This is a genomic window from Mesorhizobium sp. M7A.F.Ca.MR.245.00.0.0, assembly GCF_003997415.1.
GTDB lineage: Bacteria > Pseudomonadota > Alphaproteobacteria > Rhizobiales > Rhizobiaceae > Mesorhizobium.
The window spans coordinates 1-22,601 of record NZ_RZTE01000061.1; the positions used below are offsets into that span (position 1 = coordinate 1).

Genomic DNA, 22,601 nt, shown 5'->3' on the forward strand with positions numbered 1-22,601 from the left:
CATCGATGCTGTCGGCATGCGGCGTTGCGATCCGGCACCTTTGATGCCGGAAGCACTGTGGCGGTACCTAGTTTGTCAGTACCCTCCAATTGCCTGCCTCTTTAAGAGCCCGCTACGCCGGTGGCGGTGTTTTGCTTTGTTGGTGCCGCAAGCGTCAGGAAGGCAGTCGCCGAATTGACGGGAACAATTTAGCGAAAAGTAAATTCAACGGTCTTCTGGTAGGAGGCCAAAGTGTCCCAGCGAAGCATCGACAAAGACCGATTGGATCGCGCAGACCGCGAGGCAAAAGTTGCTAACGCGGCCGAGAGAGAGGCGCGTTTTTTAAAAACTGCGCGACTTCGAGAACAACGCCTTGCTGCCGAAGCCAGAGATTCCCAGGCTTCGAAGAAGGGGCGATCCAGGAGCTAAGGCGCTTAGCCGCCGACGCCGGCCGTCAGACAGAGACGCCCTTCTGATGGAACATTACGCTACGCTAATAGTTCTAACGCGCCGGAGCGCCCGACGATCCCGGCACGTCATCCTTGGCCCGCCGCTGCGGTAAATGGGAGGCGAGTTCAGAGTTCTTTACATTTCGGCCTGCGCAAGGCCCGCTCGACGCGTGAGTGAGGGAGACATCATGGATCCCGAAAACCACAGCATTTATGCGCCGTCCGCCGAGCTGCTCGCTGCCATGGCTAATGAAAAGCGCCTTCTCGCTCTAATCATTCTTGCCGATGGAGAAATATCCGTTTCTGATCTGGCGTCGCGATTAGGGCTTAGCAACTCCGCACTCTCCCAACACCTTAGCATAATGCGAGAATTTGGGCTGGTCACCCGGAAGCAGGAGCGTCAAAAAGCGTATTACTCGTGCACAGATCGTGCCCTGAAGGTCCTTGAACTCCTGGACTGGCTTGCTGAGCGGAAAACTCTGCCTGGCCGCGACCATCATCCATAAAGCCCGAGACCTTTGGAGGGGTTTCCTCTCGGCCTTCGCTCTAACGTGCTTCCCGCATTCGTGCCGGAGAGGCGTGCCAAGAGCGCTTGCGATGTCGCGACTTTAAGGCTCATCATCTTCGTCCGGACGTGGAGATTTATACGCTTCAGCCCCGCCGCCAGCGATGGCGGCGGGGTTGGATTGGTTCGTTCAGTCGTAAACCTTGATGATTTTTCGGGTGCCCGGGTCCACCAGCACCGTGCGGTTGTCGACCACCACATAGCGGTATTTGACGTTGGGGACCTCATGGATCTCAACCGTGTCTGGCAGAGCTGTCCCGACATTCAGTTCCACGCCGGGGAGCTTGACCGACGCCAGGGGCTGCTGCTTCACATATTCGCGGATGACGGTGTCTTGTTCCGGCTGGATAATGATGTCGTCCGCGGCGGCTGAGCCGATCCCAGCCAAGAGCAACATCGCTGCTGCGGTGTTCTTTAGAAGCATGTTCATATCTGCACTCCCGTGGGGACGGGCGCAACACGATCATCGTCCCGCGCCGCCCGGCAACTTGAACATGGAGCCGCCCTAAACGTTCCGCCTTAGGCACTTAGGTCTAGTCCCTTTGGGGCCTAAGTCTGGTCCTAGAACACGCATTGGTCCTGTCAGAGACAGCGACTGGAACGCCTGCCCCCCGCGGCTGTTGTCTCTCGAATTTGGGAGAAAGCAGATGGATAAAAGTGCTGGCCAAGCACGCTGTTATTCGCAGCTGTCCCCTTTCTCGTGATGGCACTCGTGCTTGGCTGACATGTGGTGGATCGGCGCAGCAACGTCCCTTCCGACGCCGATAGCAGGGTTCGCGAGCCGCCCAGCTGCTCGCGAACCTATATCTTTAACTTGGAGTAGGTGACCTGATGTTGCGCGACAAAGAGAGTCGGATCTTAGAGGCAGGCTTACTGGCAGCAGTGCCTATCTGTGTGGCCATTACCGCACTGGTCGCCTTGATGACTTTGGCCCGGATATGAATCGGTTCCTTTTCGCGGCCTCCGACTTCCTATCTCGGCCGCCGGGCTTCTATGTCATTCTCATAGCAATGGTTTTGTGCACCGCCCTGGTGCCCTTTGGTCTGACAAGTGCGGTTACCTACGCCCTGTCGGTTGCCGCCATCGTGATCACTGGTGTTGTCCTTCTACAAGGCTATCGCGACACCGCCGCCATTCACGCCAAACTCGATGAGATCATCGTTTCACTGAATGAAACCAGAAATGACGTTGTCGGATTGGAGCACGCCGAGCCGGAGGAGATCAGGGACAAGCTTGTAGAACTCGAAGCAGAGGCGTCCCGAACGATCGGCGCTGCCAGGCGCGAACTTTCGAAAGCAACAGGAGAGAGATCATGAACAATATCATTTGGCTCGTCGGTGCGGTGGTCGTCGTCTTGGCGATTTTGAGTTTCTTTGGCCTTCGGTAGGGCGGCCATTTCCGCCGACAACCTGAAGGATTAGCGGGACCAAACTTGGCATCGCAAAATTGCTTATCATGAATGACAATCATCCGCCCCCCGACAAGTTGGTGTCCGATCCACCGCCAGATTGGCAGGGCGTGCTTTTTGCCACCGCTGCTTTCGTCTCATCCATATGCGCCCTGCTGCTGGCATTTTGGATGTCTGTTTGATCGCTGTCGGACAGGCCCATTGTCCTATAGAGAGCCAAAAAGGTTTGGCATCAAAGTTGCGTTGACAAGTTGGGGCGGATGAAGCCCGCCGCTTCGCAAATGGGGCGGCGGGCTTTCATAATCAGAAACGAGCAGCGGCGGGTCCCTTGGCCGTTCGCGCGATCACTTGGCGGAGGTCACGCATGTCGACCTGCCTACCCGCCGGCATGCCGGTTAGGCGGAGTCTGGGGCGCGACCGACGTCTTTCCGCCTTTGTGGTGCTTTTCTGACCGGGCGCGTCTGCTTCAGGCTCTTGCCGGACCGCACACCGAACTTTTCACCGTTGGATTTTTCGCCATCAGGCTCCCTCTGCGCGCAATGGCAACTCTTCGATCGGTCTGAGGTCCCGGACAATGGGATCGGGACGCTCCGCCAGCTTCACGACGACGGGAATGGCGCCCCGAAATGTCCGACATTTGTCAACGTCCGGAACAAAGGTAGCGCCAGGAGATTGGGGTTCATCGTCCTCCTCAACTAAGGAACCTCAGCATGAGAACCAAACTACGCATGGCATCGCTCTCGATCGCGACCGTAATGACCGCTGTACTGCCTGCCTTGTCAGCAGAGACGGCACAGGACTTCGTCACGAAGGCCGCGATCGGCGGGATGTTCGAAGTGCAGTCCAGCAAGGTCGCTCAAGACAAGCTCCAAGATCCGACCCTTAAGGATTTCGCCCAGAGGATGATCTCCGACCATGGCACTGCGAACGCCAAGCTCGAGAGTATTGCCGGCGAACAGAAATTGCAGGTGCCCGCCGACCTCGACGCTGCCCACAAGAGCGACGTCGACAAGTTGCAGTCAGCTGCGGCGCCAGTCGATGCACCCTATGCCAGCATGCAGAGGACGGCGCATGCCGACGCTGTGAGCATGTTTGAAAGTTACGCCAAGGATGGCGACAATTCCGCTCTCAAGTCGTTTGCAAGCGAGACGTTGCCGACACTCAAGATGCATCAGGAGATGATTGGCAAGGTCGCGGCTGCCGCTCCTGCCCCCGACAGTTCCGCGCCAGCCGCCTCCGATGCGGACACCACAAATTCTGCGGCGCCGGTGCCTGGTGCCAACAGCTTCACCGAGGACCAGGCCAAGAGCGCCATCGAGAAGGCGGGTTACTCGGACGTCTCCGCCCTGACGAAGGACGACAAGGGGATCTGGCGTGGAACCGCGAGCAAGGACGGCAAAGCAGCACCCATCGCCCTCGACTTTCAAGGCAACGTCGTTGCCGGCAAGAATTGATCACCAAGCAAGGACAAATCAGATGAAAACCGTAACAGGACTCTTCGACAATTACGATCAAGCAAGCGACGCTGTGGGTGAGCTTGAAGCCACCGGCGTTCCGCACGACGATATTAGCATCGTGGCGAGCAATTCGAGCGGCCGGCTTACGGGCGAAGCGTCGGAGGCTGGCGAGGATGCGGCGGCGGGGGCTGGTGTCGGCGCCGTTATCGGCGGGGCCGGCGGCTTGCTCACCGGCCTCGGCCTGATGGCCATACCCGGTGTCGGCCCCGTGGTTGCCGCGGGCTGGCTGGCAGCGACTGCGGTCGGCGCTGTCGGCGGTGCCGTGGTCGGTGGCGCAGCTGGTGGCATCATCGGCGCGATGACAGAGTCCGGTGTGCCAGAAAACGACGCACATGTTTATGCCGAAGGCGTTCGGCGTGGGGGAACAATGGTCATAGCCAGGGTCGAAGACGACCTAGTCCCCGACGCGGAAGAGATACTGAAGCAATATAATTCCGTCGACATCGCCCGCCGTCGAAACGAATACGAAGCAGGCGGTTGGACCGGCTTCGATCCAACGGCTGATGTCTACACAGGTGATGACCTGGAGGGGGCCAGAGGGCGTCGCAACGTGTGAGATGAAATGACTGGGCGGCTAACAGCCGCCCTCGTCCGCCCTGCGCGATGCGCAACGCTCGTATCTCAGGTTAGCGGCAAGATAGAATGTCGTTGTGACGGCTTGCAGTTCACCATGGCCCTGCCGCTGCGCAAAACACGCCTTGTGCCGACTTTTGCTTGCTTTCCCTTCGCCCCGATAAACGGCTGGAACAAAGTGTCTATCGCCGCGGGCGGGACGAGAGGGCCACCGTTGGCGACACCAACCGGAATGTAGTGTCATGTGGGATTTTCAAGGAGGGCACCCGAATATCGATGTCAGTCCACTGGCCAAACAATCATAAGCATCGGCACGGCAACAATGACTACGAGAAAAGATAGGGGCAGTCCCAGACGGGGATAGTCGCTGAAGCGGTAGCCACCCGGCCCCATGACAAGCGTGTTGCACTGATGTCCGATCGGGGTGAGAAAGTCACAGCCGGCGCCAATGGCGACAGCCATCAAAAATGCTTCCGGCCGGTAGCCCAGATCACTGGCAAATTCGGCGGCGATAGGCGCCATGACAAGGACGGTGGCGGCATTGTTGAGGAATGGCGTAACGGCCATGGCGGCGACAAGGATGAGCATCAGTGCGCCGGACGCCGGGAGGAGTGTTCCCAGCCTAGCAAGCTCGCCGGCAACTACTCCCGTCGCCCCTGTACTGCGTAGCGAATCGCTTACTGGAATGAGAACGGCCAGCATCACGAGGATAGGCCCATCGAGCGATTGGTAGACGTCGCGGAGCGGAATGACCTTGAAAAGCACAACCGCGACAGCGGCCGCGAAGAAAGCGACGGAGACTGGCAGCAGCCCAAACGCCGTCGCCACCATGGCGAGAGCAAGGATTACTACCGGCACGATACCCTTGCGGACGCTACCAAGAAGGATTGCCCTTTCTGCCAGTGGTAAGCAGCCGAGTTCACGAAGTGTCTCAGGCATCCTGGCTGCAATGCCCCGCAAAACGACAACGTCCCCGAGCCTCAGCTCGACTTCGGCCAGCCTGCGGTCGAGGCGCTCCCCGCGACGGCTGACAGCCAGGAGGTTGACATTGAAGCGATCGTAAAGGGCAAGGCGCTGGGCGGTCCAGCCGATCAAAGAGGAGCTTTCACCGATTACGGCTTCGATAGCGACCATTTCGTTGGTGGTGTCGTCACCACCGACCCTATCCCCGGTCACGCTGAGCCTGCCCTGGGAGACAAGGCGATCCAGCGCTTCTGGGTCGCCCTCGAGCAACAGGATGTCATTCACCTTGAGGATCGCGTCGGGCAGTGGCGTCATCCGCATCGTGCGATTGCGCAGAATCGACGTCACGATTGCATCGCCGCCGGCGAGCTTCATGAGGTCTGCGACGGTTTTCCCGAGCACCGTGGAGTCGGCGACAATTCGAGCCTCCGTAAGGTAGTTCTTGATGTCGAGGGCTTCGTTCAGTGATCCGCCAAGCTTTTCGCGCACCGGCAACAACCAATAGAAAAACAGAAGGAAGATCGTTCCGGCAGCGGCTATGGCAGCTCCAACAGGTGTGAAGTCGAACATTGTGAAGGCGGTTCCGGTCAGTTCCTCTCGCACTCGGGACACAACGATGTTGGGAGATGTTCCCACCTGCGTCATGAGACCGCCGAGCAGTGACCCGAACGCCATAGGCATCAGAAATATCGAGGGTGAAATGTTAGACCGGCGCGCGAACTGGAAGGCGATCGGAATCATGATAGCGAGCGCCCCGATATTCTTTACAAAGGCAGAGAGGATCGTGACCACGATCACCAGCAGCGCCAGTTGCGACCGAACTCCCGATAATTTCGGAGCAAAGCGCTTGATGGCGGCCTCCATGATACCCGAGCGCGATATCCCTGCGCTCACCAGCAGAGCGCTGCCAACAATAACCACGATATCGTCGCTGAACCCGCTGAAGGCTTCGTCAAGAGGCACAATGCCAACCGCGAGAGCAAGCAACAGTGCCGCGGCCGCGACCAGATCATAACGATAGCGACCCCACACGAACGCTGCCATCATCACGAAGGTTACGGCAAATGACAAAATTTGCTGCGTCGTCATGTCTTCGAATGCCCCAGCCGCCAATGCGACTCATCAGAACGGCCAAACCGCCCCTTTTGTTGCTTCGCTGATTGCGGCTTTGCCAGCACGATCCTGAACGCCATCGGGCGATGGCCACTGTCCCACGGCTTCCAGCGCAGTCGCCTGCGATCGTCAGCTTTCAGGCGATGGCAAAACCGACCTTACGACCATGAGGCGCAAAGCAGTCCGGCGGCGTTGGGCCAGGAGCGGATCGGCAGCGTTCAGACACGGATTTTAAGAAGCGGTTCTTCGGGCCTTCACAGACATCGACGTGACCTGACCAATCCGGCCCTTCAGGCCGGAAACAAGAAGGCCGATCCGGGATCAAAAAAGATACGCTTGCCTGATGTTGTGGCGCTGTCTGCTCCCTCCGCGTCAGAGGCTGGCCTGACATCAATTTCGTCGCCGGCGGCCGTGCGCGCCATGACGCGCCGGCGGTCGCCAAAGAACGCCGTGTCGATGATCTCGACGGCGAGCGCCGCGCTCGTGGCTCCAGGCGCGAGGCGGAAGGCTTCCGGGCGCACCATCAGCCGGACCCTCTGACCCTGGCCGAACGATGTTGTCGTTTTGATACCGGTCACGATTGAGCCGTCGGCCAGGCGGATCGTGGATACGCCACGCGCGGTTTGCAAATGCTCAGCCGGCAGAAAATTCGAGTTGCCGATGAAGCCCGCAACAAATTCGCTCGCCGGCCGGAGGTAAAGATCCTCGCCGGTGCCGATCTGCTCGATGCGGCCTTCCCTGAACAGCGCGATCCGATCGGATAGGTGCAGCGCCTCCTCCTGGTCGTGGGTGACATAGAGGATGGTGACGCCTGTCTCCCGGTGGATGCGGCGGATCTCGGCCTGGATTTCCTGGCGCAGCTTCTTATCAAGCGCCGATAGCGGCTCGTCCATCAAAAGGATCGGCGGGTCGTAGGCGAGCGCGCGGGCAAGCGCCACGCGCTGCTGCTGGCCGCCAGACAGCGCGCCCGGATGGCGGTCGGCGAAGTTTTCGAGACGCACCAGCGCCAGCATGTCGGCGACCTTGCGCTTGATCTCGCCATCGGGCCGGCGGCGCACGCGCAGCGGAAAGGCGATATTCTCGGCGACGCTCAGATGCGGAAACAGCGTGTAGCGCTGGAACACCATGCCGATGTTGCGCTTGTGCGACGGCACCGAAAGCAGCGACATGTCCTCCAAAAGCACATCGCCTGAGCTCGGATCCTGGAAACCGGCAATGGCGTAGAGCGTCGTCGACTTGCCGGAGCCGGACGGGCCGAGGAATGTCAGGAATTCACCTTTGGGCACATCGATGGTTACGTCGTGGACGGCGACGAAGGCGCCGAACGTCTTTCTTAGCGCGCGTATGGACAGGAAGGACCGGGTCATCTGGACAATTTTCTGCGAAGGAGTGCGGTCACAATCATCAGGCAAAACGTCAGGCCAACGAGCAGGCTGGAGGCGGCGGCGACCACCGGGCTGAGGTCTGCGCGCAGGCTGCCCCAGATCTTAACCGGCAAGGTCTGCAAGGTCGGACTTGCCATGAAAATCGCCACCACGACCTCATCCCACGAGGCCAGGAACGAGAAGATCGCCGCCGAGAAGATGCCGATCCTGATCGACGGCAAGGTGATCCTCAGCCGCGCCTGAAACGGACTTGCGCCGCAGACGATGGCTGCATCCTCGATGGATTTATCGAAACCTTCGAGCGCAGCGGTGATCGGGATGATGGCGAAGGGAAGCGCCAGGATCGTATGGGCGATGACGAAGCCGACCGTGGTGCCGGCGAGGCCGATGCGCAGGAAGAAAGCGTAGATGGCGATGGCGAAAACGACGACCGGCAGCACCATCGGCGTCAACAGCAATCCGCGCAGGACCTGGCGTCCGCGGAACTCACCCCTGACCAGGCTGAAGGCAGCGAACAGGCCGATGATGACGGCCAGCATAGCGGCCATGGCGGCAATTCGGGCACTGGTCAGCGCGGCATCGATCCAGGTCGGGTCGGCCAGCAATTGCTGGTACCATCTCAGCGTCCAGCCGGGCGGCGGGAAGGCCAGCCAGCGCGACGAGCCGAACGACAGGAGCACGATGAAGACCACCGGCAGCAACAGGAAAGCCGCGACTGCCGCCGTGAAGCCGACAAGCGCCACGCGCAGCCATCCGAGCCTGTCGTAGTCGAGCAGCATCCTCAGATCCCTCCGCCGGTGCGCCTGGCGCCGACCAGGCGAAGCTGGATCGCGTAGAGCGCCATGGTGACGACGAGCAGGACGAAGGCGGCCGCACTGCCGAGCCCCCAGTTGAGCAGCGACTGCACCGTCTGTGCGATCATCTCGGCCAGCATCATGTTCGATGTGCCGCCGAGCAGGGCCGGCGTGACGAAGTAGCCAAGCGACATGACGAAGACCATCAGCCCTCCGGCGGCGACGCCGGGCAGCGACAGCGGCAAGAGGATGCGGCGGAAAGCCTCGAACGGGCTTGCGCCGCAAAGGGCGGCGGCGCGCAGCGTCATCGGGTCTATCGCCCTCAGTGTGCCGACCAGCGGCAGGATCATGAAGGGCAGCATGATGTAGACCATGCCGATGGTTACGCCGGCCAGATTGTTGATGAGCGGCAGCGGCTCGTGGATGATGCCCAGCCCCATCAGCGCCCGGTTGATCACCCCCGTCCGCTGCAGCAGCACCATCCAGGCATAGGTGCGGGTGAGAAGGTTCGTCCACATCGACAGGATGATGATGCCGAAGACGATCGAGCCCAGGGCCGGCGGCATGATCGCCAGCATCCAGGCGACCGGGAACGCCACCAGGATGGTGACGGCGGTGACGACCGATGCAACGAGGAAGGTGTTGAGGAACACCCGCACATAGGTGCCGCTGCCGAACAGCGCGGCGTAGTTCTGCAAGCCTGGCTCAGGATCGGTGACGCTGCGCAGCAGCAGGGCCACCACCGGCACGATGAAGAACAGGCCGACCAGGAGAAGAGCCGGCAATGCGCTGCCGCTGCCGGCCGGCAGGCCGGCGACCGAGCCGCGTCTGGAAGAATTTCCCTGCATCGAGCGGTCCTGTCTCGAACGGGGAGCGCAAGCCGCGCCCCGCCGGTCTGCAACGGTGTTAGGTGCTACTTGGTCTGCCAGGCATACCAGCGCGTGGCGATCTCGTCGCGATGCTCGGCCCAGTAGTTCATGTCGAGGTTGATCTGGCCCTCGACATGGGCATCTGGCAGGGCCTTGACGGCATCGGCCGGCATCTCAGCCTTGGCCTTGGTATTGATCGGCGCATAGCCGCTCGCCTCGGCGAATTTCGCCTGGCCGGTCGGGCTGGTGGCGGCAGCGAGGAACTTCATCGCGCTGCCCTTGTTCTTGGCGCCCTTCGGCACGACGAGCACGTCGGCGGCGGTGAGGTTCTGGTTCCAGGCAACACCGACATCGGTGCCATCCTGCTGCAGGGCGAAGACGCGACCGTTCCACAACTGGCCGAAAGCGGCCTCGCCGGAGGCAATCAGCTGCTGCGATTCAGCACCGCCGCTCCACCAGACGATATCGGACTTGATGGTGTCGAGTTTCTTGAAGGCCCGGTCGAGGTCGAGCGGATAGAGCTTGTCCGCCGGCACGCCGTCGGCCAGCAGCGCGATCTCGATGACGCCGGGGGCCGACCATTTGTAGAAGGTCCGCTTGCCGGGAAATTTCTTGGTGTCGAACATGTCGGCCCAGCCGGTCGGTTCGCCCGGAACGGCGCCCTTGTTCCAAGCAAGCACGAAGGAATAGTAGAAGCTGCCGACGGCATGCTCATTGCTGAAGCGCGGGTCGAGATCGGCCTTCGGTACGACCGCATAGTCGATCGGCTCCAGCAGCCCGTCCTTGGCAGCCTTGATGGCGAAATCCATTTCCACGTCGACGACATCCCAGGTGACGTTGCCTGCGTCGACCATGGCCTTGAGCTTGCCGTAGTCGGTCGGTCCGTCCTGCAGCACCTTGATGCCGGAGCTGGCCTCGAAGGGGGCCGCCCAGGATTTGGTCTGCGCCTCTTGCGTGGTGCCGCCCCAGCTGGTGAACGCCATTTCATCGGCCTTGGCGGCGGTCGCTGCGAGCAACCCGGCCAGCAGGCCGGTCAAAATCAGTTTCATGTCATTCTCCTCTGTTGGTCTGTTCTTGTTTTTCTCAGTGCACCTGCGTCGCGCGCCTCAGCGCATGACGAAGGGATCGGGGATCGGCTCGTCCGAGGTGTTGATCCATACGGATTTCGAGCGTGTGTAATCTCTGATGGCATCGAGCCCGCCTTCGCGGCCGAGGCCAGACAGGCCGTAGCCGCCGAAGGGAACGAGCGGCGATACGGAGCGATAGGTGTTGACCCAGACGACGCCAGCATGGATGTCGCGCGCCATGCGGTGCGCCTTGCCGAGATTGCTGGTGAACACGCCGGAAGCCAGGCCGAAGGGCGTGTCGTTGGCGAGTGCCAGCGCCTGCGCCTCGCTGTCGAAAGCAAGCACGCTGAGCACCGGTCCGAACAGCTCCTCGCGCACGCAGGGCAGGTCGCTGCCGCCGGCATCGATGATAGTCGGCGCGTAGTAGAAGCCGTCGCCGGTTGGCCGCGTTCCACCGGTGACCAGTCTGCCGCCCGCGACAAGGCTCTCCGCGACCACCTTCTCGATCCAGTCGCGCTGGCGCAGCGTGGCGAGCGGCCCCATTTCTGTGGCCGGATCCTGTGGGTCGCCGATGCGGATCGCTTCGGCCTTGCGCTTCAGCCGGACGAGGAACTCATCTTTTACTGAACGCTCGATCAGCAACCGTGACCCGGCGACGCAGCTCTGGCCGGTCGCGGCGAAAATGCCGGCAACAACCGCATTGGCGGCGCTGTCGAGGTCGGCGTCGGCAAAGACGACGATCGGGCTTTTGCCGCCGAGCTCCAGCGTCGTGTAGGCAAGGTTCTCCGCCGTATTCCTGACAATGGCGCGCGCAGTCGAGGGGCCGCCGGTGAAGGCGACGCGCGAAACCAGCGGATGGCTGGTCAGGCGCCGGCCGCACTCCTGGCCAAAGCCGGTGAGGATGTTGACGACGCCTGAGGGGAAGCCGGCCTGCTGGACCAGTTCGGCAAAGGAGAGCAGCGGCGCCGGGCCGTCCTCGGAAGCCTTGAGCACGATGGTGCAGCCGGCGGCGAGCGCCGGGCCGAGCTTGACGGCCGAGAGGAAGAGCTGTGAGTTCCACGGCACCACCGCGGCAACGACGCCAATCGGCTCGCGACGGATGGTGACGTCGAGATCGGGCTTGTCGATCGGCACATGCGCGCCTTCGTGCTTGTCGGCGAGCCCGCCATAATAGCGGTAGTAGTCGCCGACATAGGCGATCTGGGCGCGCGTTTCGCGGATGATCTTGCCGGTGTCGCGTGTCTCGAGTTGGGCAAGGCGCGCGGCATTGGCGGCGACAAGGTCACCGAGCTTGACAAGCAGCTTTCCACGCGCTGTCGCTGTCATCCTTCGCCATGGGTCTGAGCGCAATGCGCGGTGCGCCGCCTCGACGGCACGGTCGACATCGGCTTCGCTCGCCGCCGGCATCCTGGCCCAGGCCGCGCCGGTCGACGGGTCGACGCTGTCGAACGTGGCTGATGGCTCGTCGAAGCGGCCGTCGATGAAGTTCCTGAAAACAGCGTCGGTCATGGGCTCGCGATCAGAGGAAGGCCGGCATTACCCGGTCGATGAACAGTTTCAGCGATTTCGTTTTGCGCTCATGCGAAAGCCCGCTGTCGATCCAGATCGAATACTGGTCGTAGCCGAGCGCCTCATAAGCCTTCAGTCGAGCGAGGACTTCGTCGGCTTCGCCGATCACCAGATTCTGCCTGATCCTGTCCGGCGCGTATTGCGGCATGGCCGCGATCTCGTCCTCCGTCAGCGGTTCCAATATGCCTTGGTGCACCGGCTTCTTGTTTTGGAACCAGGCGCCGAACTGGCAGTAAAAGGCCGACAGGTCCTGGGTGAGGCGATCGGCATCGGCTGCGTCCTCGGCGACGAAGGTGTGCATCAAAAGCATGATCTCCGGCCGTTCGATCTCGGGATGCGCGGCGCAGGCTCCGTTGAAGCGCTGCATCAGGCTCGCCACCTCGTCGTCGCCAGAAGCCAGCGGCGTCACCTGCACCTTGCATCCATGGGAAACGGCAAAATCGTGCGAGTTCGGATCGCGCGCCGCCACCCAGATCGGGGGGTAGGGTTTTTGCAGCGGCTTGGGCGAGGAGGTGGTGGGCGGGAACTGCCAGAACTCGCCTGAGAGCTCGAAGTCGCCTTCCCAGAGGCCGCGGATCGCCGGTATGATCTCACGCATGCGCTGGCCGGCGCCCCAGGCGTCGAGGCCTGGAAAGATACGCTGATATTCATAACTGTAGGCGCCGCGCGCGATGCCGATGTCGAGCCGACCACCGCTAATGACGTCGGCCATCGCCGCTTCGCCGGCAAGTTTGATCGGATGCCAGAAGGGCGCGATCACGGTTCCGGTACCGAGACGGATCCGGCTGGTTTTGGCAGCGAGATAAGCGATATTGATAAAAGGATTGGGCGAAATGGTGAATTCCATGCCGTGATGCTCGCCGATCCAGGCGGTCTCGAATCCGGCCTGTTCGGCCATCAGGACCAACTCCTCGAGCTCGGTCACGAGCTCGGAATGCGGCTTGGCGAGGTCCGACCGTTCCATATGCACGAAGAGCGAGAATTTCATCGCTGGTCACCTGTGTTGGGTGCTGTGGAACCGGCGGTCCTGGCGAGCGGCCGGACCTCGCCTTCGACATCGTTGCCGACATAGACGCCGAATGCATCCACTGAGCATTCCTTGACATAGCGTGCGAGCATCGAGCGGATCGCCGGATCGGCGATTTTCAACTCCTCGATCGCGTGGATCTCGACCAGCCTGATGCCGCGATCGCTGGAAGCGGGCACGTCGAACGTGCCGCGATAGTAGACATGTGTGCGCGAAACATCTCTGGCATCGTCCCAGACGGCGAAAAGGAAGCCCAGCTTGGCCTCGATGGCCCTCGCGGCAAGCACCCCTCGCAGGCTTTTCCCATCGCCAGCCGCACCCAGACCCCGACCGCGCGGCAGTTCAAAACCATCCGCCGTCTCCAGGAACAGGATCCGGCCGCCATTCTCGAGGATGGCGCCGACATCGGTGCCGGGCTGGGTGGCTGCCAGCGCGTCCTGGCTGAGGCCGGGCGCGACATACGCGCCGCGGCAATAGCCGAGCGGCTGCGCGGAATTGTGCTCGAAATCGCGGACGCGGCCAATGAGGATTGAATGATCACCGGCATCGACCAGCCGCTCCATGTCGCAGTCGAAGGATGCGACGGAGCCGTCCAGCACGGGGCTGCCCGTTCGTCCCGGTCGCCAGGCAACGGCGGCGAACTTGTCGGCCGCTTTCGAGGCGAATATGCCGGACGCTGCCTTCTGATCCTCGTTGAGGACGTTGATGGCGAAGCTTTTCGATGTCGCAAAGACAGGATGGCCAACCGCCTTATGAGCGATGCAGACCAGCACCAAAGGTGGATCAAGCGACACCGAGGTGAAGGAGTTGGCGGTGAAGCCGCGCGGCTCGCCTTCGGGCCCGATGGTGGTGACGATGGTGACGCCGGTGAGGAAGGAACCCAGCGCACGGCGGAACTCGCTGCCGTCGAACCCGGTGTTCGCCGCGGCAGCGCTGTCTTGCTCGATCGCTTCGCCTTCTTTGAGGAAGTCGACGATATGGCGCGTCGTCAGGCCGGGATCCGCCACCGCCATCATATGCCGCTCGCCTGAGAGCACTGTGCAGCGGCCATGCGGCGCCAGCCGCGCCATCGCGGCCGACATTGCCGGCGAAGAATTCCTGTCCTCGGAACCGGTCATGAAAAGGGCCGGTACGGCTAGCCTCGGCAGGCGGTCAGCGTGGTCGCTGTCGGCACGAGCGAACAGGCGATAGGTGCGAGCATAACCTTCCGGGTCGACGGCACCCAGTACGGCGGCCGTCTTCCGTGCAGCCGCCTCGAGCTCGACCGGCACCGGATCTCCGAACCAGCGGGCAATGGTCTGTGCCGTGCCGGTCACGTCACTCTTGCCGGTAAGCGCCACCGCGCGCTGGCGAACAGCTTCGGCCAGTTCAGGTGGCCGCCGGAACACGGCATTCAGCGAGACGATGCGGCGGACGCGCTCGGCTGCGCGTAGCGCGAGTTCCTGGGCAACGAGCGCGCCCATCGAGTGGCCGATGACGGATACTTTGTCGAGGCCGAGATGGTCGAGCAGGCGAATGGCCTGATCAGCATAGTCGGCGAGTTCTGGGTTCTGCGGCGGCAGCGGCGACTGACCGTGGCCGAGCATGTCGATGGCGATGACGTCGAAGCTATCGGACATCCGCTCGATCTGCGGCTGCCAGATCGCGGCGTTCATACCAACGCCATGAATAAAAAGCACCGGTGCGCCCGCGCCGACACGGATGAAGCCGGTGCCGTCGGGCGCCGCACCCCGTCGAACCCATGCCGATGCGGAAGCGTCAGCCATGCACGTCCCCAAGCTCTTTGAGGTCCTGGTAGCGGTCGCCGATTCGATGATGCGGGCGGCCGCCGATCGAGGCGCCGAGCGCCACAACCAGCTCGTCGGGCGCCGGTGCATCGCCGATCTGGAAATGCACGGTGAGGTAATGCGAGCGCCGCCCTTCGTCATTTTTGTCCATCAGCGGAATGATGATCGGGGTGTTCGGCCCGCCGCGCAGATTGGTGAAGGCAAGGTAGGTCTTGGCGCTTACGGCACGCCGATAGTGGTTGCCGAAGTGCAGCGTATGGATCAACGCCGACGCATGCTCGATCTCGCCCGACGTACCGCAGATGGCGGCCTTGCCATAGCCCTCGATAGCCTCGCCGGAACCGGCGGCGGCAACGATCTCGTGGGTCAGGATCTCTCCCAGCACCGGCGCACAGGCTCGGATTTGGGGCGACAGATCGTCGGTGAAGCCGCGACCGGCCCAGGGATTGGTCAGCACCGCTGCGACGCCGATAAGGCGCAGCGGCCGGGGGGCGGCCTTGCCGCCTTCGATCAGCGTGTTCTCGGTATAGGTAACGATCTTACGAATGGCGGGCTGCATGGAATTCCTCGGGTAGGTGGTGCCTCGGGACATCCAATCCCGCTATCATCTTATGGTATACCATGCTATGGAGCGCCAAGTACCTTGTCAACCGGCCATCGAATCTGTTTTCGTAGCGGCGCAGGAGGCATACATGCCAGACGACACGCTTCGCATCGACCGCAGCTCCAAGACCTTGAGGACGCTGGCGCTGGAGCGCATGCGCGAAGCGATCATGGATTTCCATTTCCAGCCTGGCGAAAGGCTTGTCGAACGGCCGCTTTGCGACCAGCTCGGCGTCAGCCGTTCCGTCGTGCGTGAGGTACTGCGGCAGCTGGAGGCAGAGGGGCTCGTGCAGATGATCCCTGGGCATGGGCCGGCCGTCGCCAGGCCGGACCTCGGCCGTACCGATGAGATCTACGAGCTTCGGGCTCTGCTTGAAGGCATCGCGGCCCGAGCCTGTGCCCTGTCGGCCACCGGCGAGCAGTTGGCAACGCTCGAAGGGGCGCTGGCGGATTTGTTCGATGCGTGGGCGTCGGCGACGCCGCCTGCGGTGATGCGGGCGACGACCAAATTCTACGAGGCACTGTTCGAGGCCGCCGACAAGCGTGTCGCCTGGGAAATCGTCTCCGGGCTGAATGTCCGCATCAACCAGCTTCGTTCGATGACAATCGTCTCGACCAACCGGCGCGAAGCGGCGATCGCCGAGATGAACGAGATCATGGATGCGATCCGCGCACACAAGCCGGAAGCGGCGGAAGCAGCAGCGCGGCGGCATGTCGAGTCCGCCTGGAAGATCGCCCGGAACACACTACGCGTCGATTGTCCTTAGTCTCACCACCAAATTTCCAACAGAGCCGATCGCCCACGAATCGGGCTGCGTGCGGAAGCTTACGCTCACCTTAAGAGTGCCGCAGCAACACCCCGCTCTATGCAGAGGGTGCCTCTGGGGCTCGTCGCGTGGAGCGAGCGGTTTTCTTCGCTACTTCAATTCCAGGAAGCTAATCACGCGGCCTCTCTTGTGTCATCGTAGCTGACAGCAGCCTTCTCGAAAGCCAGATCACTCCGTCGAGCCCGGTTCCTCTCAGCATCGAGCAGCTCATTCTCCCCAGTCAAGCCGTTCATGAACAGCCTCAGTACGTGCGCAGCCGTGCGCTCTCCCGCCCGCGAAGCAACAGGTACGCCGCGCTCTTTGCAGACCATCTCACAAACACGGGCAAGCATCACAATATCGCTGGGTTCCAAAAATCGACCTGGATACAACATACCGTCCTCTGTTGGAAAACCACGTGAGCCTTTGATTACGCTAGGTCACCGGCAGCAACAATCAACTATGATAGTCTGCACCTCGACTGGTCAGAAAATCTGATCGGCCTTCAGACGGTGGGCATCGCGCCACTCCGAGTCGGAAGGACAGAACTATCAGGCTAGGTTTTCCCGTTAGGTCGATTCGGTCCAATCGCGTGGGCCCGGGTAATGCGAACGGTCGCTCGTCTAATGGCAAGTTGGCCGGTGAAATGCCATGTCGGCATTTCGGGCACCTCGAATTGAAGCCTTGCAAAAGCTGGAACCCCTCGGTGTCGCAGACCGCGCAAATCAAATCGAGGCGCGCACCGCCGCCCGTGAGAGACACCTCGACGAGTTGCCGCGAAAATCCACCTTGAAGGCCTGACCGTCAGCTACTCATCCCCCTGCCAAAGCAGGGAACAAGATCCTTTGGGCAATGTTAGGCGCAATGCCAAGTTCTTCCTCCGGTCATGTGTTTGACGTGGCGATTGTCGGCGGCGGCCCCGCAGGACTTGCGGCAGGCATGTATCTGGCGAGATTCTTGCGTTCGGTGATCTTGGTCGACGCTGGCGACGCACGAGCCAAGCTCATTCCAAAATCGCATAACTGTCCTGGCTTCCCGGAGGCGTAGGCGGGCCAGAGTTGCTCGGCCGTCTCAAAGCCCAGGCACGGTGCAGGCGTTGTGGACGGTCGTGTAGCGGGCGCCGAGAAGCGCGACGGGACCTTTCTGCTGACGACCACTTTCGGGACCATCCGAGCACAGCGCATGGTTCTTGCAACCGGGATTGTGGACCAAGGCCCCGGCAATAGAAGAGCTGGAGGAGGCGGTGGCGGCCGGCACCGTCCGACTGTGTCCGGTCTGCGACGCCTACGAGGCCGTGGGCAAGCGCATCGGCGTCGTAGGCCCAGTGCATCTGGCACTCAAGGAGGCCCTGTTCTTGAAGGAGTACAGCGGTCAGGTCACCTTGCTCGCCAGCTATCCGGAGGATATTTCCGAGGACGCTCGCGGCATGGCCTCGGCAGGCGTCATCGAATCTGGGACACCGTCGAGAATCTGGTCGCGCGGGCAACCGGGTTCGACGTTGTCATGGCCGACGGTGCGCCAATGCGGGACGTGGATGTGGTGTACCCCGCAATGGGCTCTGATGTGCGCTCTGAAACTTGCCGTCGCACTCGGTGCAGGGTGTGACGCGCAAGGATATGTTCTGGTCAGCCGACACCTCGAAACGTCGACTGCGGGCCTCTATGCCATTGGAGACGTGGCTGAGGGCCTCAATCAAATTGCCGTTGCGTTTGGTCATGCCGCCACCGCAGCAAGACATATCGACAACGCACTTCAGTCTAGGCCGGGAAGCTGACCGGCCACCCTGCCATGGGGTAGCGTCTGACCTAACGAAGGCCGGCACGGTTGCGAATTTGGGGGTGGACCACGCCGTGCCGGCCAGTGCTGGACGCCCCAGCTCAGTTACGCTACCGGCACAATAGGAATCCAGCAATTAAACCTGATGGTCTAGGTAGCCCGTCGGCCATTCCGCGATAGCGCCTCCCCTACGATCCCGTCGCTGTCAAAATGTGCACTGTTGAGCGCACACGTCGTCGCGACGGGGCGCCCACGATCTGCCCCGGTTCGCGATAGGCGCGGCGTCAAATTTCAAACTGATACGCTGCCGTAATGCGCGGTCCAACTACTTGCAAACGAACAGTCGAACTCCGTTGCCACAGGCCATCACCAAACCGACTGGCTGTCACGGATTGAGGTCAGAAAGCATGTCGTTTTCTACCCATCTTTCCAAAAGCTGAATGAGCTTCAGAGCCCGGTCGGTGCACGAATAAAAGGTTGTGTTCCTTTCGCGTCTCTTGGCAACCAAATCAAATTTCCGCAACATGACAAGATGCTGAGAGAGAGCGGGTTGGCTCAGTCCAACCCGAAATGCCAGATCGCGGACCCGTATCTCGCCTTTGGCCATTATGAACAGAGACAGAAGTCGCTTCTCGTTGCCCATGGCCGCGAGGAGCCCGGCCGCGGATGCGGCATAACTGGGCAACTTTTCCGATCTGTCTTCCTCAGCCAGCGCCACCACTGTTGATCTCCCACAGATCCTGCACGAGAGCATTGCGCAGCTTGGGCTCGCCGCGTAGCGTCCGGACGCGAGCGTTGATGTCCGGCTTCACCCATTCGACCTCAGGCGTGACCTGCGCCGTGGGAACGCCATTCGGTGGCCCGGCCTTGGCCTTCTGCTCGCGTGTCCAGAGCCAGTTCTTGATTGCATCGGTTTTGGCGATCACCGCCTTGCCGACATTCTTGACGTGTCGTGCGAACAGCCTCTCTGTCCACTCGCCGGGCTGCCGCTTGATCCCAATAAGTTCAAAATCAATGTCCCAGCACTTCAGCCAGACTGCATCCTTTGCCCCGCTGCGGTAAGGGGTGACCTTGCGCTTCGAGACGATACCTTCGAGGCTCATCCGATCGGCCGCTTCGTAGATCTCGACACCGCCTTCGACATGCTGGCTGCACTGGACGATGCCTTCGGCCGGCTGGATGAGCTCCCGCAGGATTGCCTTGCGCTCGACTGCTGGCCGCCAGCGCAGATCTTCGCCACTTTTATGCAGGATATCGCAGGCGACGAAGGCGAGCAGCTCGGCATTCCACGCCATGCGCGAATGCATCGCGTGAAAGTTCGGCCGCCCGCCCGGCTGCGGCGCGATCATCTCGCCGCCGGGAATGAAGGATTTCGCTTTCAGCTGCTCGGCGGCAGTGACGACAGGCCGGTGACGTTTCAACCGGTCTATCCCCATGCGGGTGAAGGTGAGCGCGCCGGCCCAATCGAGAATGATCTGGGTGCAACAGCCATCATCTTTGATTTCGCACAGCCAGCCGTTGCTAACCGGCGGCTTCAGCGCCAGGACAGGCTCCTGCGGCTTGATGAACTTCAAACGCATGAACTGACTCGCAAACTGCGATTCAATTTAGCACACGCTTAATTAGTCTCGTAGCATTTTAACGAGTCATTGACCGCGCTGTCCCATTATAGGACGGCGCGGTCAAAACCCAACCGGACTGCGCAGGCGGCTCCGGCACTGAAGCGCCCGCCCGAATGCCGGAGCCGCCACTCACACCTAATATACCAGCAATGGTTGAATCAACCGTTACCGCACGTGCTTTCCTCTGCGCTTCCCTGATCGTTACACTGTTGACCGAGCGGACCGAACGCTTCTAGACGATGAAAGTTCGATGGAGAGGACGAAGCTACCCGATCGTGGGCCCGTAATCCCGGCAAGCGGCATGCAGGATAGCTCTAACCTGCCTGACGTGCGGTGAGCAGACAATGCGTGAGCTTCGCTAAGCGATCTGGCACATTGACCCTCTGAGCGGTCGATCCCCTATGGATGTAGCCGCTTATACAGGTCCGCCGCCGGCGCCTCAATAGGCGGCGGGCCGCAGGTCCCAGGGCGCTCAAATCGAACGCGAAACAGCCGTCTCGCACTCATTTGCCGATGCCGCGAGACGGGCTGCGGAAGCTTCCACCCAGTACGAGGCTTCCAGCGTTCCGATCCTTGGCTGCTGAAGACTGCTCCGTTAGCTTTTGCTGAAGCGGGGTACTTGTTATGCTGCGGTGATTTTTCGTCGCCATGAAAAAACTAGCTGCCTCGGACAGGAACGGCTTGGCCCGAGCGGCTGGAGTCGCAAGACCCGTGGGAGGATAGTCCAGTTTCAGATCCCGGAAACAGTATAAGTCGAAGCCGCGCTACTCGGACACTCCCAGGCCCCGCCAACCATTCCCGTAGATCTTCTGTCGATTTTCGCCAAGACGTAGCGAATAATTGGCACTCCGCACGCAGGATCTCCCCTTCGATGGAAAATTGCTTGTGCTGACGAACGAGATCGTCCAGGCGATCTAGATAAGGTAGGCGGCTCATCAGCCTTCACCACGCTGCACCTCACATGCGCTCTCCATGAATGAGTACCCACCACGCCACCGAGCCGTGGCGGGTACTCAGCCAACCGCCGACGAAGGGACGATGATCGACGGTCACATTTCCAAATGTAGAAAAGGCTCCGTTGTTTCAGGGTCGGACCTTTGCGAGTCCATGTCGGGCTTCAGTCGGGCCCAGACACGATAGAGTGCCTGCAAGGGTGTGTAGCAGCGCCAGCGCGAAGGCCCCGTCACTGACCAGCAATGATGGATTTCGGAAACCAGTTGCCTGGTCCGCAAGACTCAGTGGGTCCGCCCCCACTTGCGGGTAGAGGCGGACCCGACCGAGGCTTGGGGGCCTCGACCGGCAGCGGGGGACGCTGCCGCTTGTTCAACCTGCCGCAGCATATCAGGTTCCGCTGATTCACAAAAAGCCCACCGGAAGATGCCGGGCAGGTTCTGGAGTGTGCTGGGACCAACCAGCACAGGTCAACAAGCCGCGACAGGGTTGGTCCCGATAGCGGGCGGACGCCGCCAAGCCGCAGCCCTCGTTTCACCCGCCCGCTGCTTGCCCCACACTCTCGTCCCGGCGCCGCCTGTAGCCTGTCACATGCATCGCTGAGACATCGCTCGTAACGACCGTCCCCCTCGCGGGGAAGATCGATCATCCGATCGTCGCACAGATCGAAGGAACATTTTAGAGTTATCGAATGTTCACATCCTATGGACAGCCGAACCCAACTCTCAGCAGCTCAATCGAGAACAGCACGCGCCCTGCTGAACTGGTCGCGGGTGCGCCTTGCCGCAAAAGCCAGTCTCAGCGAAATGGCGATCAGAGATTTTGAGAACGGTATTCGAAATCCGCGTCCCCACAAGATCGCAGCCATGCGCCAAGCGTTTGAGGACGCGGGAATTACTTTCACCTTCGAAGGCGCTCAGTCGCTAGCCCGCCCTGAAGGTCATAGCGGTCTCGCCACCACCACTAGAATGTGGCGCCGCCGGCAGAGACAAGCATAACGATAAGGGTCCTTCATCCGCGTAGAGAGTATGTGTCTAGTGCGCGTGCCTGAGCATCGGTCTGCCGGCGACGACGCGCTCAAGCTGCTGGCACGCTTCGGCATGGTCGGCATCGCCGCCACAATTCTGTATGCCGCTTTGGTTACCGCTTTTATCGGAACGGCTCGCTGTCACCCCATCCAGCCCTCGCTTGGGGCATATGCCGCAGCCACCCTGTATTCGTACCTGGCTTACAAATCCCTTGACGTTCGTGTCGGGCCCATCGCATCGAACTGAAGCTCCGCGTTTCCCGGCGATTCTTGACGCGCTCAGATAACATCGCGCCGTGTGACGGCGAGTCCTAGCCGCCTGCGCGGACGTCTCAATCGAGATGCCGGCCTTTCGCAGAATCGCCAGGAGTCTGGCAGGGGCATTGTTGTATTTGGTGGGTCATAAAGTTTTTGCGCCGGCCTTAGGAACATGCATCCGGAATCTAAGTTGGGAACGTGCTTGGTGTGAGAACTCCCTCCCTCAAGTCCAAGCTCTGGTGCAGGGCCCGTCGCTGTGACCTCAGCGGCGGGCCAACCTGGAGAAACCCATGCAACCCTTTCGTAAGGCTGGAACCCGTTTGCAGCTCGGCTTCGGGCAGGTCTCAAAGCCAAGGCCCCCTCTAGTCGTGCCTTCAGCGGCCGGTCTACTCGTCAGACGCTCCACGGTCTCAATGATGGCCTTCGCCAGCGGCTCGGGTTGTAGTGACCAGTCAGCCCAATCCTCGGATGGTAGCACGCCAAGGGCGATATT

20 protein-coding genes are annotated in these 22,601 nt (G+C 61.2%); 8 read left to right on the forward strand and 12 right to left on the reverse strand.

Features of this window, described 5'->3' with window-relative positions:
- Positions 1-616: 616 nt before the first annotated feature.
- On the forward strand, positions 617-934 hold the full coding sequence (locus EOB80_RS32295; protein ID WP_164762808.1) for a metalloregulator ArsR/SmtB family transcription factor: 318 nt from the start codon (positions 617-619) through the stop codon (positions 932-934).
- A 189-nt stretch (positions 935-1,123) separates the two neighbouring features.
- Here the strand turns inward: EOB80_RS32295 and EOB80_RS32300 are convergent, their stop codons facing one another.
- The gene (locus EOB80_RS32300; RefSeq protein ID WP_127266845.1) at positions 1,124-1,423 is read right to left on the reverse strand and encodes a DUF1236 domain-containing protein; all 300 of its coding nucleotides are present in this window, start codon (positions 1,421-1,423) and stop codon (positions 1,124-1,126) included.
- A 508-nt stretch (positions 1,424-1,931) separates the two neighbouring features.
- Between EOB80_RS32300 and EOB80_RS32310 the strand changes: the two genes are divergently transcribed.
- The 3 genes from EOB80_RS32310 (at position 1,932) to EOB80_RS32320 (ending at position 4,474) form a co-directional block, all read left to right on the forward strand.
- On the forward strand, positions 1,932-2,309 hold the full coding sequence (locus EOB80_RS32310; protein WP_127320400.1) for a low affinity iron permease family protein: 378 nt from the start codon (positions 1,932-1,934) through the stop codon (positions 2,307-2,309).
- Between the two features lie 802 nt (positions 2,310-3,111).
- Complete coding sequence (locus EOB80_RS32315) at positions 3,112-3,855, forward strand: DUF4142 domain-containing protein (protein ID WP_127331990.1); 744 nt, start codon at positions 3,112-3,114, stop codon at positions 3,853-3,855.
- 22 nt (positions 3,856-3,877) lie between these two features.
- A complete protein-coding gene (locus EOB80_RS32320) occupies positions 3,878-4,474 on the forward strand; it encodes a general stress protein (RefSeq protein ID WP_127331992.1) in 597 nt (198 codons plus the stop codon).
- 296 nt (positions 4,475-4,770) lie between these two features.
- Here EOB80_RS32320 and EOB80_RS32325 read toward each other — a convergent pair whose 3' ends face one another.
- The 9 genes from EOB80_RS32325 to EOB80_RS32365 all read right to left on the reverse strand — a co-directional run bounded on the left by EOB80_RS32325 (position 4,771) and on the right by EOB80_RS32365 (position 15,624).
- Positions 4,771-6,543 (reverse strand): SLC13 family permease, encoded by a 1,773-nt coding sequence (locus EOB80_RS32325; protein WP_127331994.1) that lies wholly within the window; start codon positions 6,541-6,543, stop codon positions 4,771-4,773.
- A 314-nt stretch (positions 6,544-6,857) separates the two neighbouring features.
- The gene (locus EOB80_RS32330) at positions 6,858-7,934 is read right to left on the reverse strand and encodes an ABC transporter ATP-binding protein (protein ID WP_127331996.1); all 1,077 of its coding nucleotides are present in this window, start codon (positions 7,932-7,934) and stop codon (positions 6,858-6,860) included.
- Positions 7,931-8,731, reverse strand: coding sequence for an ABC transporter permease (locus tag EOB80_RS32335; protein ID WP_127331998.1), 801 nt, complete (start codon positions 8,729-8,731; stop codon positions 7,931-7,933). Before EOB80_RS32335 ends, EOB80_RS32330 begins: the two co-directional genes overlap by 4 nt.
- 2 nt (positions 8,732-8,733) lie before the next feature.
- Positions 8,734-9,594, reverse strand: a complete 861-nt coding sequence (locus EOB80_RS32340) for an ABC transporter permease (RefSeq protein WP_127332000.1) — start codon at positions 9,592-9,594, stop codon at positions 8,734-8,736.
- A 65-nt stretch (positions 9,595-9,659) separates the two neighbouring features.
- Positions 9,660-10,664 (reverse strand): ABC transporter substrate-binding protein, encoded by a 1,005-nt coding sequence (locus EOB80_RS32345; protein ID WP_127332002.1) that lies wholly within the window; start codon positions 10,662-10,664, stop codon positions 9,660-9,662.
- Between the two features lie 57 nt (positions 10,665-10,721).
- Entirely contained in the window at positions 10,722-12,191 is a 1,470-nt protein-coding gene (locus tag EOB80_RS32350) for an aldehyde dehydrogenase (protein ID WP_127332004.1), read from the reverse strand.
- Positions 12,192-12,201: 10 nt separating this feature from the next.
- Positions 12,202-13,239 carry an LLM class flavin-dependent oxidoreductase gene (locus EOB80_RS32355; protein WP_127319049.1) on the reverse strand — a complete coding sequence of 346 codons (1,038 nt, stop codon included), beginning with the start codon at positions 13,237-13,239 and terminating at the stop codon, positions 12,202-12,204.
- Positions 13,236-15,044 carry an alpha/beta fold hydrolase gene (locus tag EOB80_RS35930; protein WP_127332006.1) on the reverse strand — a complete coding sequence of 603 codons (1,809 nt, stop codon included), beginning with the start codon at positions 15,042-15,044 and terminating at the stop codon, positions 13,236-13,238. The genes EOB80_RS32355 and EOB80_RS35930 overlap by 4 nt, the downstream gene beginning before the upstream one ends.
- Positions 15,037-15,624 (reverse strand): amino acid synthesis family protein, encoded by a 588-nt coding sequence (locus EOB80_RS32365; RefSeq protein WP_127268589.1) that lies wholly within the window; start codon positions 15,622-15,624, stop codon positions 15,037-15,039. Before EOB80_RS32365 ends, EOB80_RS35930 begins: the two co-directional genes overlap by 8 nt.
- A gap of 133 nt (positions 15,625-15,757) precedes the next feature.
- On the opposite strand from EOB80_RS32365, the gene EOB80_RS32370 reads away from it, so the two are divergent.
- The 3 genes from EOB80_RS32370 (at position 15,758) to EOB80_RS35710 (ending at position 18,248) form a co-directional block, all read left to right on the forward strand.
- The gene (locus tag EOB80_RS32370; RefSeq protein ID WP_127268588.1) at positions 15,758-16,435 is read left to right on the forward strand and encodes a GntR family transcriptional regulator; all 678 of its coding nucleotides are present in this window, start codon (positions 15,758-15,760) and stop codon (positions 16,433-16,435) included.
- Positions 16,436-17,338: 903 nt separating this feature from the next.
- On the forward strand, positions 17,339-17,521 hold the full coding sequence (locus tag EOB80_RS36010; protein WP_348629545.1) for an FAD-dependent oxidoreductase: 183 nt from the start codon (positions 17,339-17,341) through the stop codon (positions 17,519-17,521).
- A gap of 154 nt (positions 17,522-17,675) precedes the next feature.
- Positions 17,676-18,248 carry an FAD-dependent oxidoreductase gene (locus tag EOB80_RS35710; protein WP_245466496.1) on the forward strand — a complete coding sequence of 191 codons (573 nt, stop codon included), beginning with the start codon at positions 17,676-17,678 and terminating at the stop codon, positions 18,246-18,248.
- Between the two features lie 387 nt (positions 18,249-18,635).
- Here EOB80_RS35710 and EOB80_RS32385 read toward each other — a convergent pair whose 3' ends face one another.
- Positions 18,636-18,971 (reverse strand): metalloregulator ArsR/SmtB family transcription factor, encoded by a 336-nt coding sequence (locus EOB80_RS32385; protein ID WP_245463759.1) that lies wholly within the window; start codon positions 18,969-18,971, stop codon positions 18,636-18,638.
- A complete protein-coding gene (locus EOB80_RS32390; RefSeq protein ID WP_127332010.1) occupies positions 18,955-19,830 on the reverse strand; it encodes a DNA ligase in 876 nt (291 codons plus the stop codon). Before EOB80_RS32390 ends, EOB80_RS32385 begins: the two co-directional genes overlap by 17 nt.
- Positions 19,831-21,527: 1,697 nt before the next feature.
- Between EOB80_RS32390 and EOB80_RS32395 the strand changes: the two genes are divergently transcribed.
- Positions 21,528-21,821, forward strand: a complete 294-nt coding sequence (locus tag EOB80_RS32395; RefSeq protein ID WP_127332012.1) for a helix-turn-helix transcriptional regulator — start codon at positions 21,528-21,530, stop codon at positions 21,819-21,821.
- Positions 21,822-22,601 lie beyond the last annotated feature (780 nt).

Excerpts from the sequence above, each read along its gene's own strand:
- EOB80_RS32295 (WP_164762808.1), top strand. The coding sequence starts at position 617 with ATGGATCCCGAAAACCACAGCATTTATGCGCCGTCCGCCGAGCTGCTC.
- EOB80_RS32300 (WP_127266845.1), bottom strand. The coding sequence starts at position 1,423 with ATGAACATGCTTCTAAAGAACACCGCAGCAGCGATGTTGCTCTTGGCT.
- EOB80_RS32310 (WP_127320400.1), top strand. The coding sequence starts at position 1,932 with ATGAATCGGTTCCTTTTCGCGGCCTCCGACTTCCTATCTCGGCCGCCG.
- EOB80_RS32315 (WP_127331990.1), top strand. The coding sequence starts at position 3,112 with ATGAGAACCAAACTACGCATGGCATCGCTCTCGATCGCGACCGTAATG.
- EOB80_RS32320 (WP_127331992.1), top strand. The coding sequence starts at position 3,878 with ATGAAAACCGTAACAGGACTCTTCGACAATTACGATCAAGCAAGCGAC.
- EOB80_RS32325 (WP_127331994.1), bottom strand. The coding sequence starts at position 6,543 with ATGACGACGCAGCAAATTTTGTCATTTGCCGTAACCTTCGTGATGATG.
- EOB80_RS32330 (WP_127331996.1), bottom strand. The coding sequence starts at position 7,934 with ATGACCCGGTCCTTCCTGTCCATACGCGCGCTAAGAAAGACGTTCGGC.
- EOB80_RS32335 (WP_127331998.1), bottom strand. The coding sequence starts at position 8,731 with ATGCTGCTCGACTACGACAGGCTCGGATGGCTGCGCGTGGCGCTTGTC.
- EOB80_RS32340 (WP_127332000.1), bottom strand. The coding sequence starts at position 9,594 with ATGCAGGGAAATTCTTCCAGACGCGGCTCGGTCGCCGGCCTGCCGGCC.
- EOB80_RS32345 (WP_127332002.1), bottom strand. The coding sequence starts at position 10,664 with ATGAAACTGATTTTGACCGGCCTGCTGGCCGGGTTGCTCGCAGCGACC.
- EOB80_RS32350 (WP_127332004.1), bottom strand. The coding sequence starts at position 12,191 with ATGACCGACGCTGTTTTCAGGAACTTCATCGACGGCCGCTTCGACGAG.
- EOB80_RS32355 (WP_127319049.1), bottom strand. The coding sequence starts at position 13,239 with ATGAAATTCTCGCTCTTCGTGCATATGGAACGGTCGGACCTCGCCAAG.
- EOB80_RS35930 (WP_127332006.1), bottom strand. The coding sequence starts at position 15,044 with ATGGCTGACGCTTCCGCATCGGCATGGGTTCGACGGGGTGCGGCGCCC.
- EOB80_RS32365 (WP_127268589.1), bottom strand. The coding sequence starts at position 15,624 with ATGCAGCCCGCCATTCGTAAGATCGTTACCTATACCGAGAACACGCTG.
- EOB80_RS32370 (WP_127268588.1), top strand. The coding sequence starts at position 15,758 with ATGCCAGACGACACGCTTCGCATCGACCGCAGCTCCAAGACCTTGAGG.
- EOB80_RS36010 (WP_348629545.1), top strand. The coding sequence starts at position 17,339 with ATGCCAAGTTCTTCCTCCGGTCATGTGTTTGACGTGGCGATTGTCGGC.
- EOB80_RS32390 (WP_127332010.1), bottom strand. The coding sequence starts at position 19,830 with ATGCGTTTGAAGTTCATCAAGCCGCAGGAGCCTGTCCTGGCGCTGAAG.
- EOB80_RS32395 (WP_127332012.1), top strand. The coding sequence starts at position 21,528 with ATGGACAGCCGAACCCAACTCTCAGCAGCTCAATCGAGAACAGCACGC.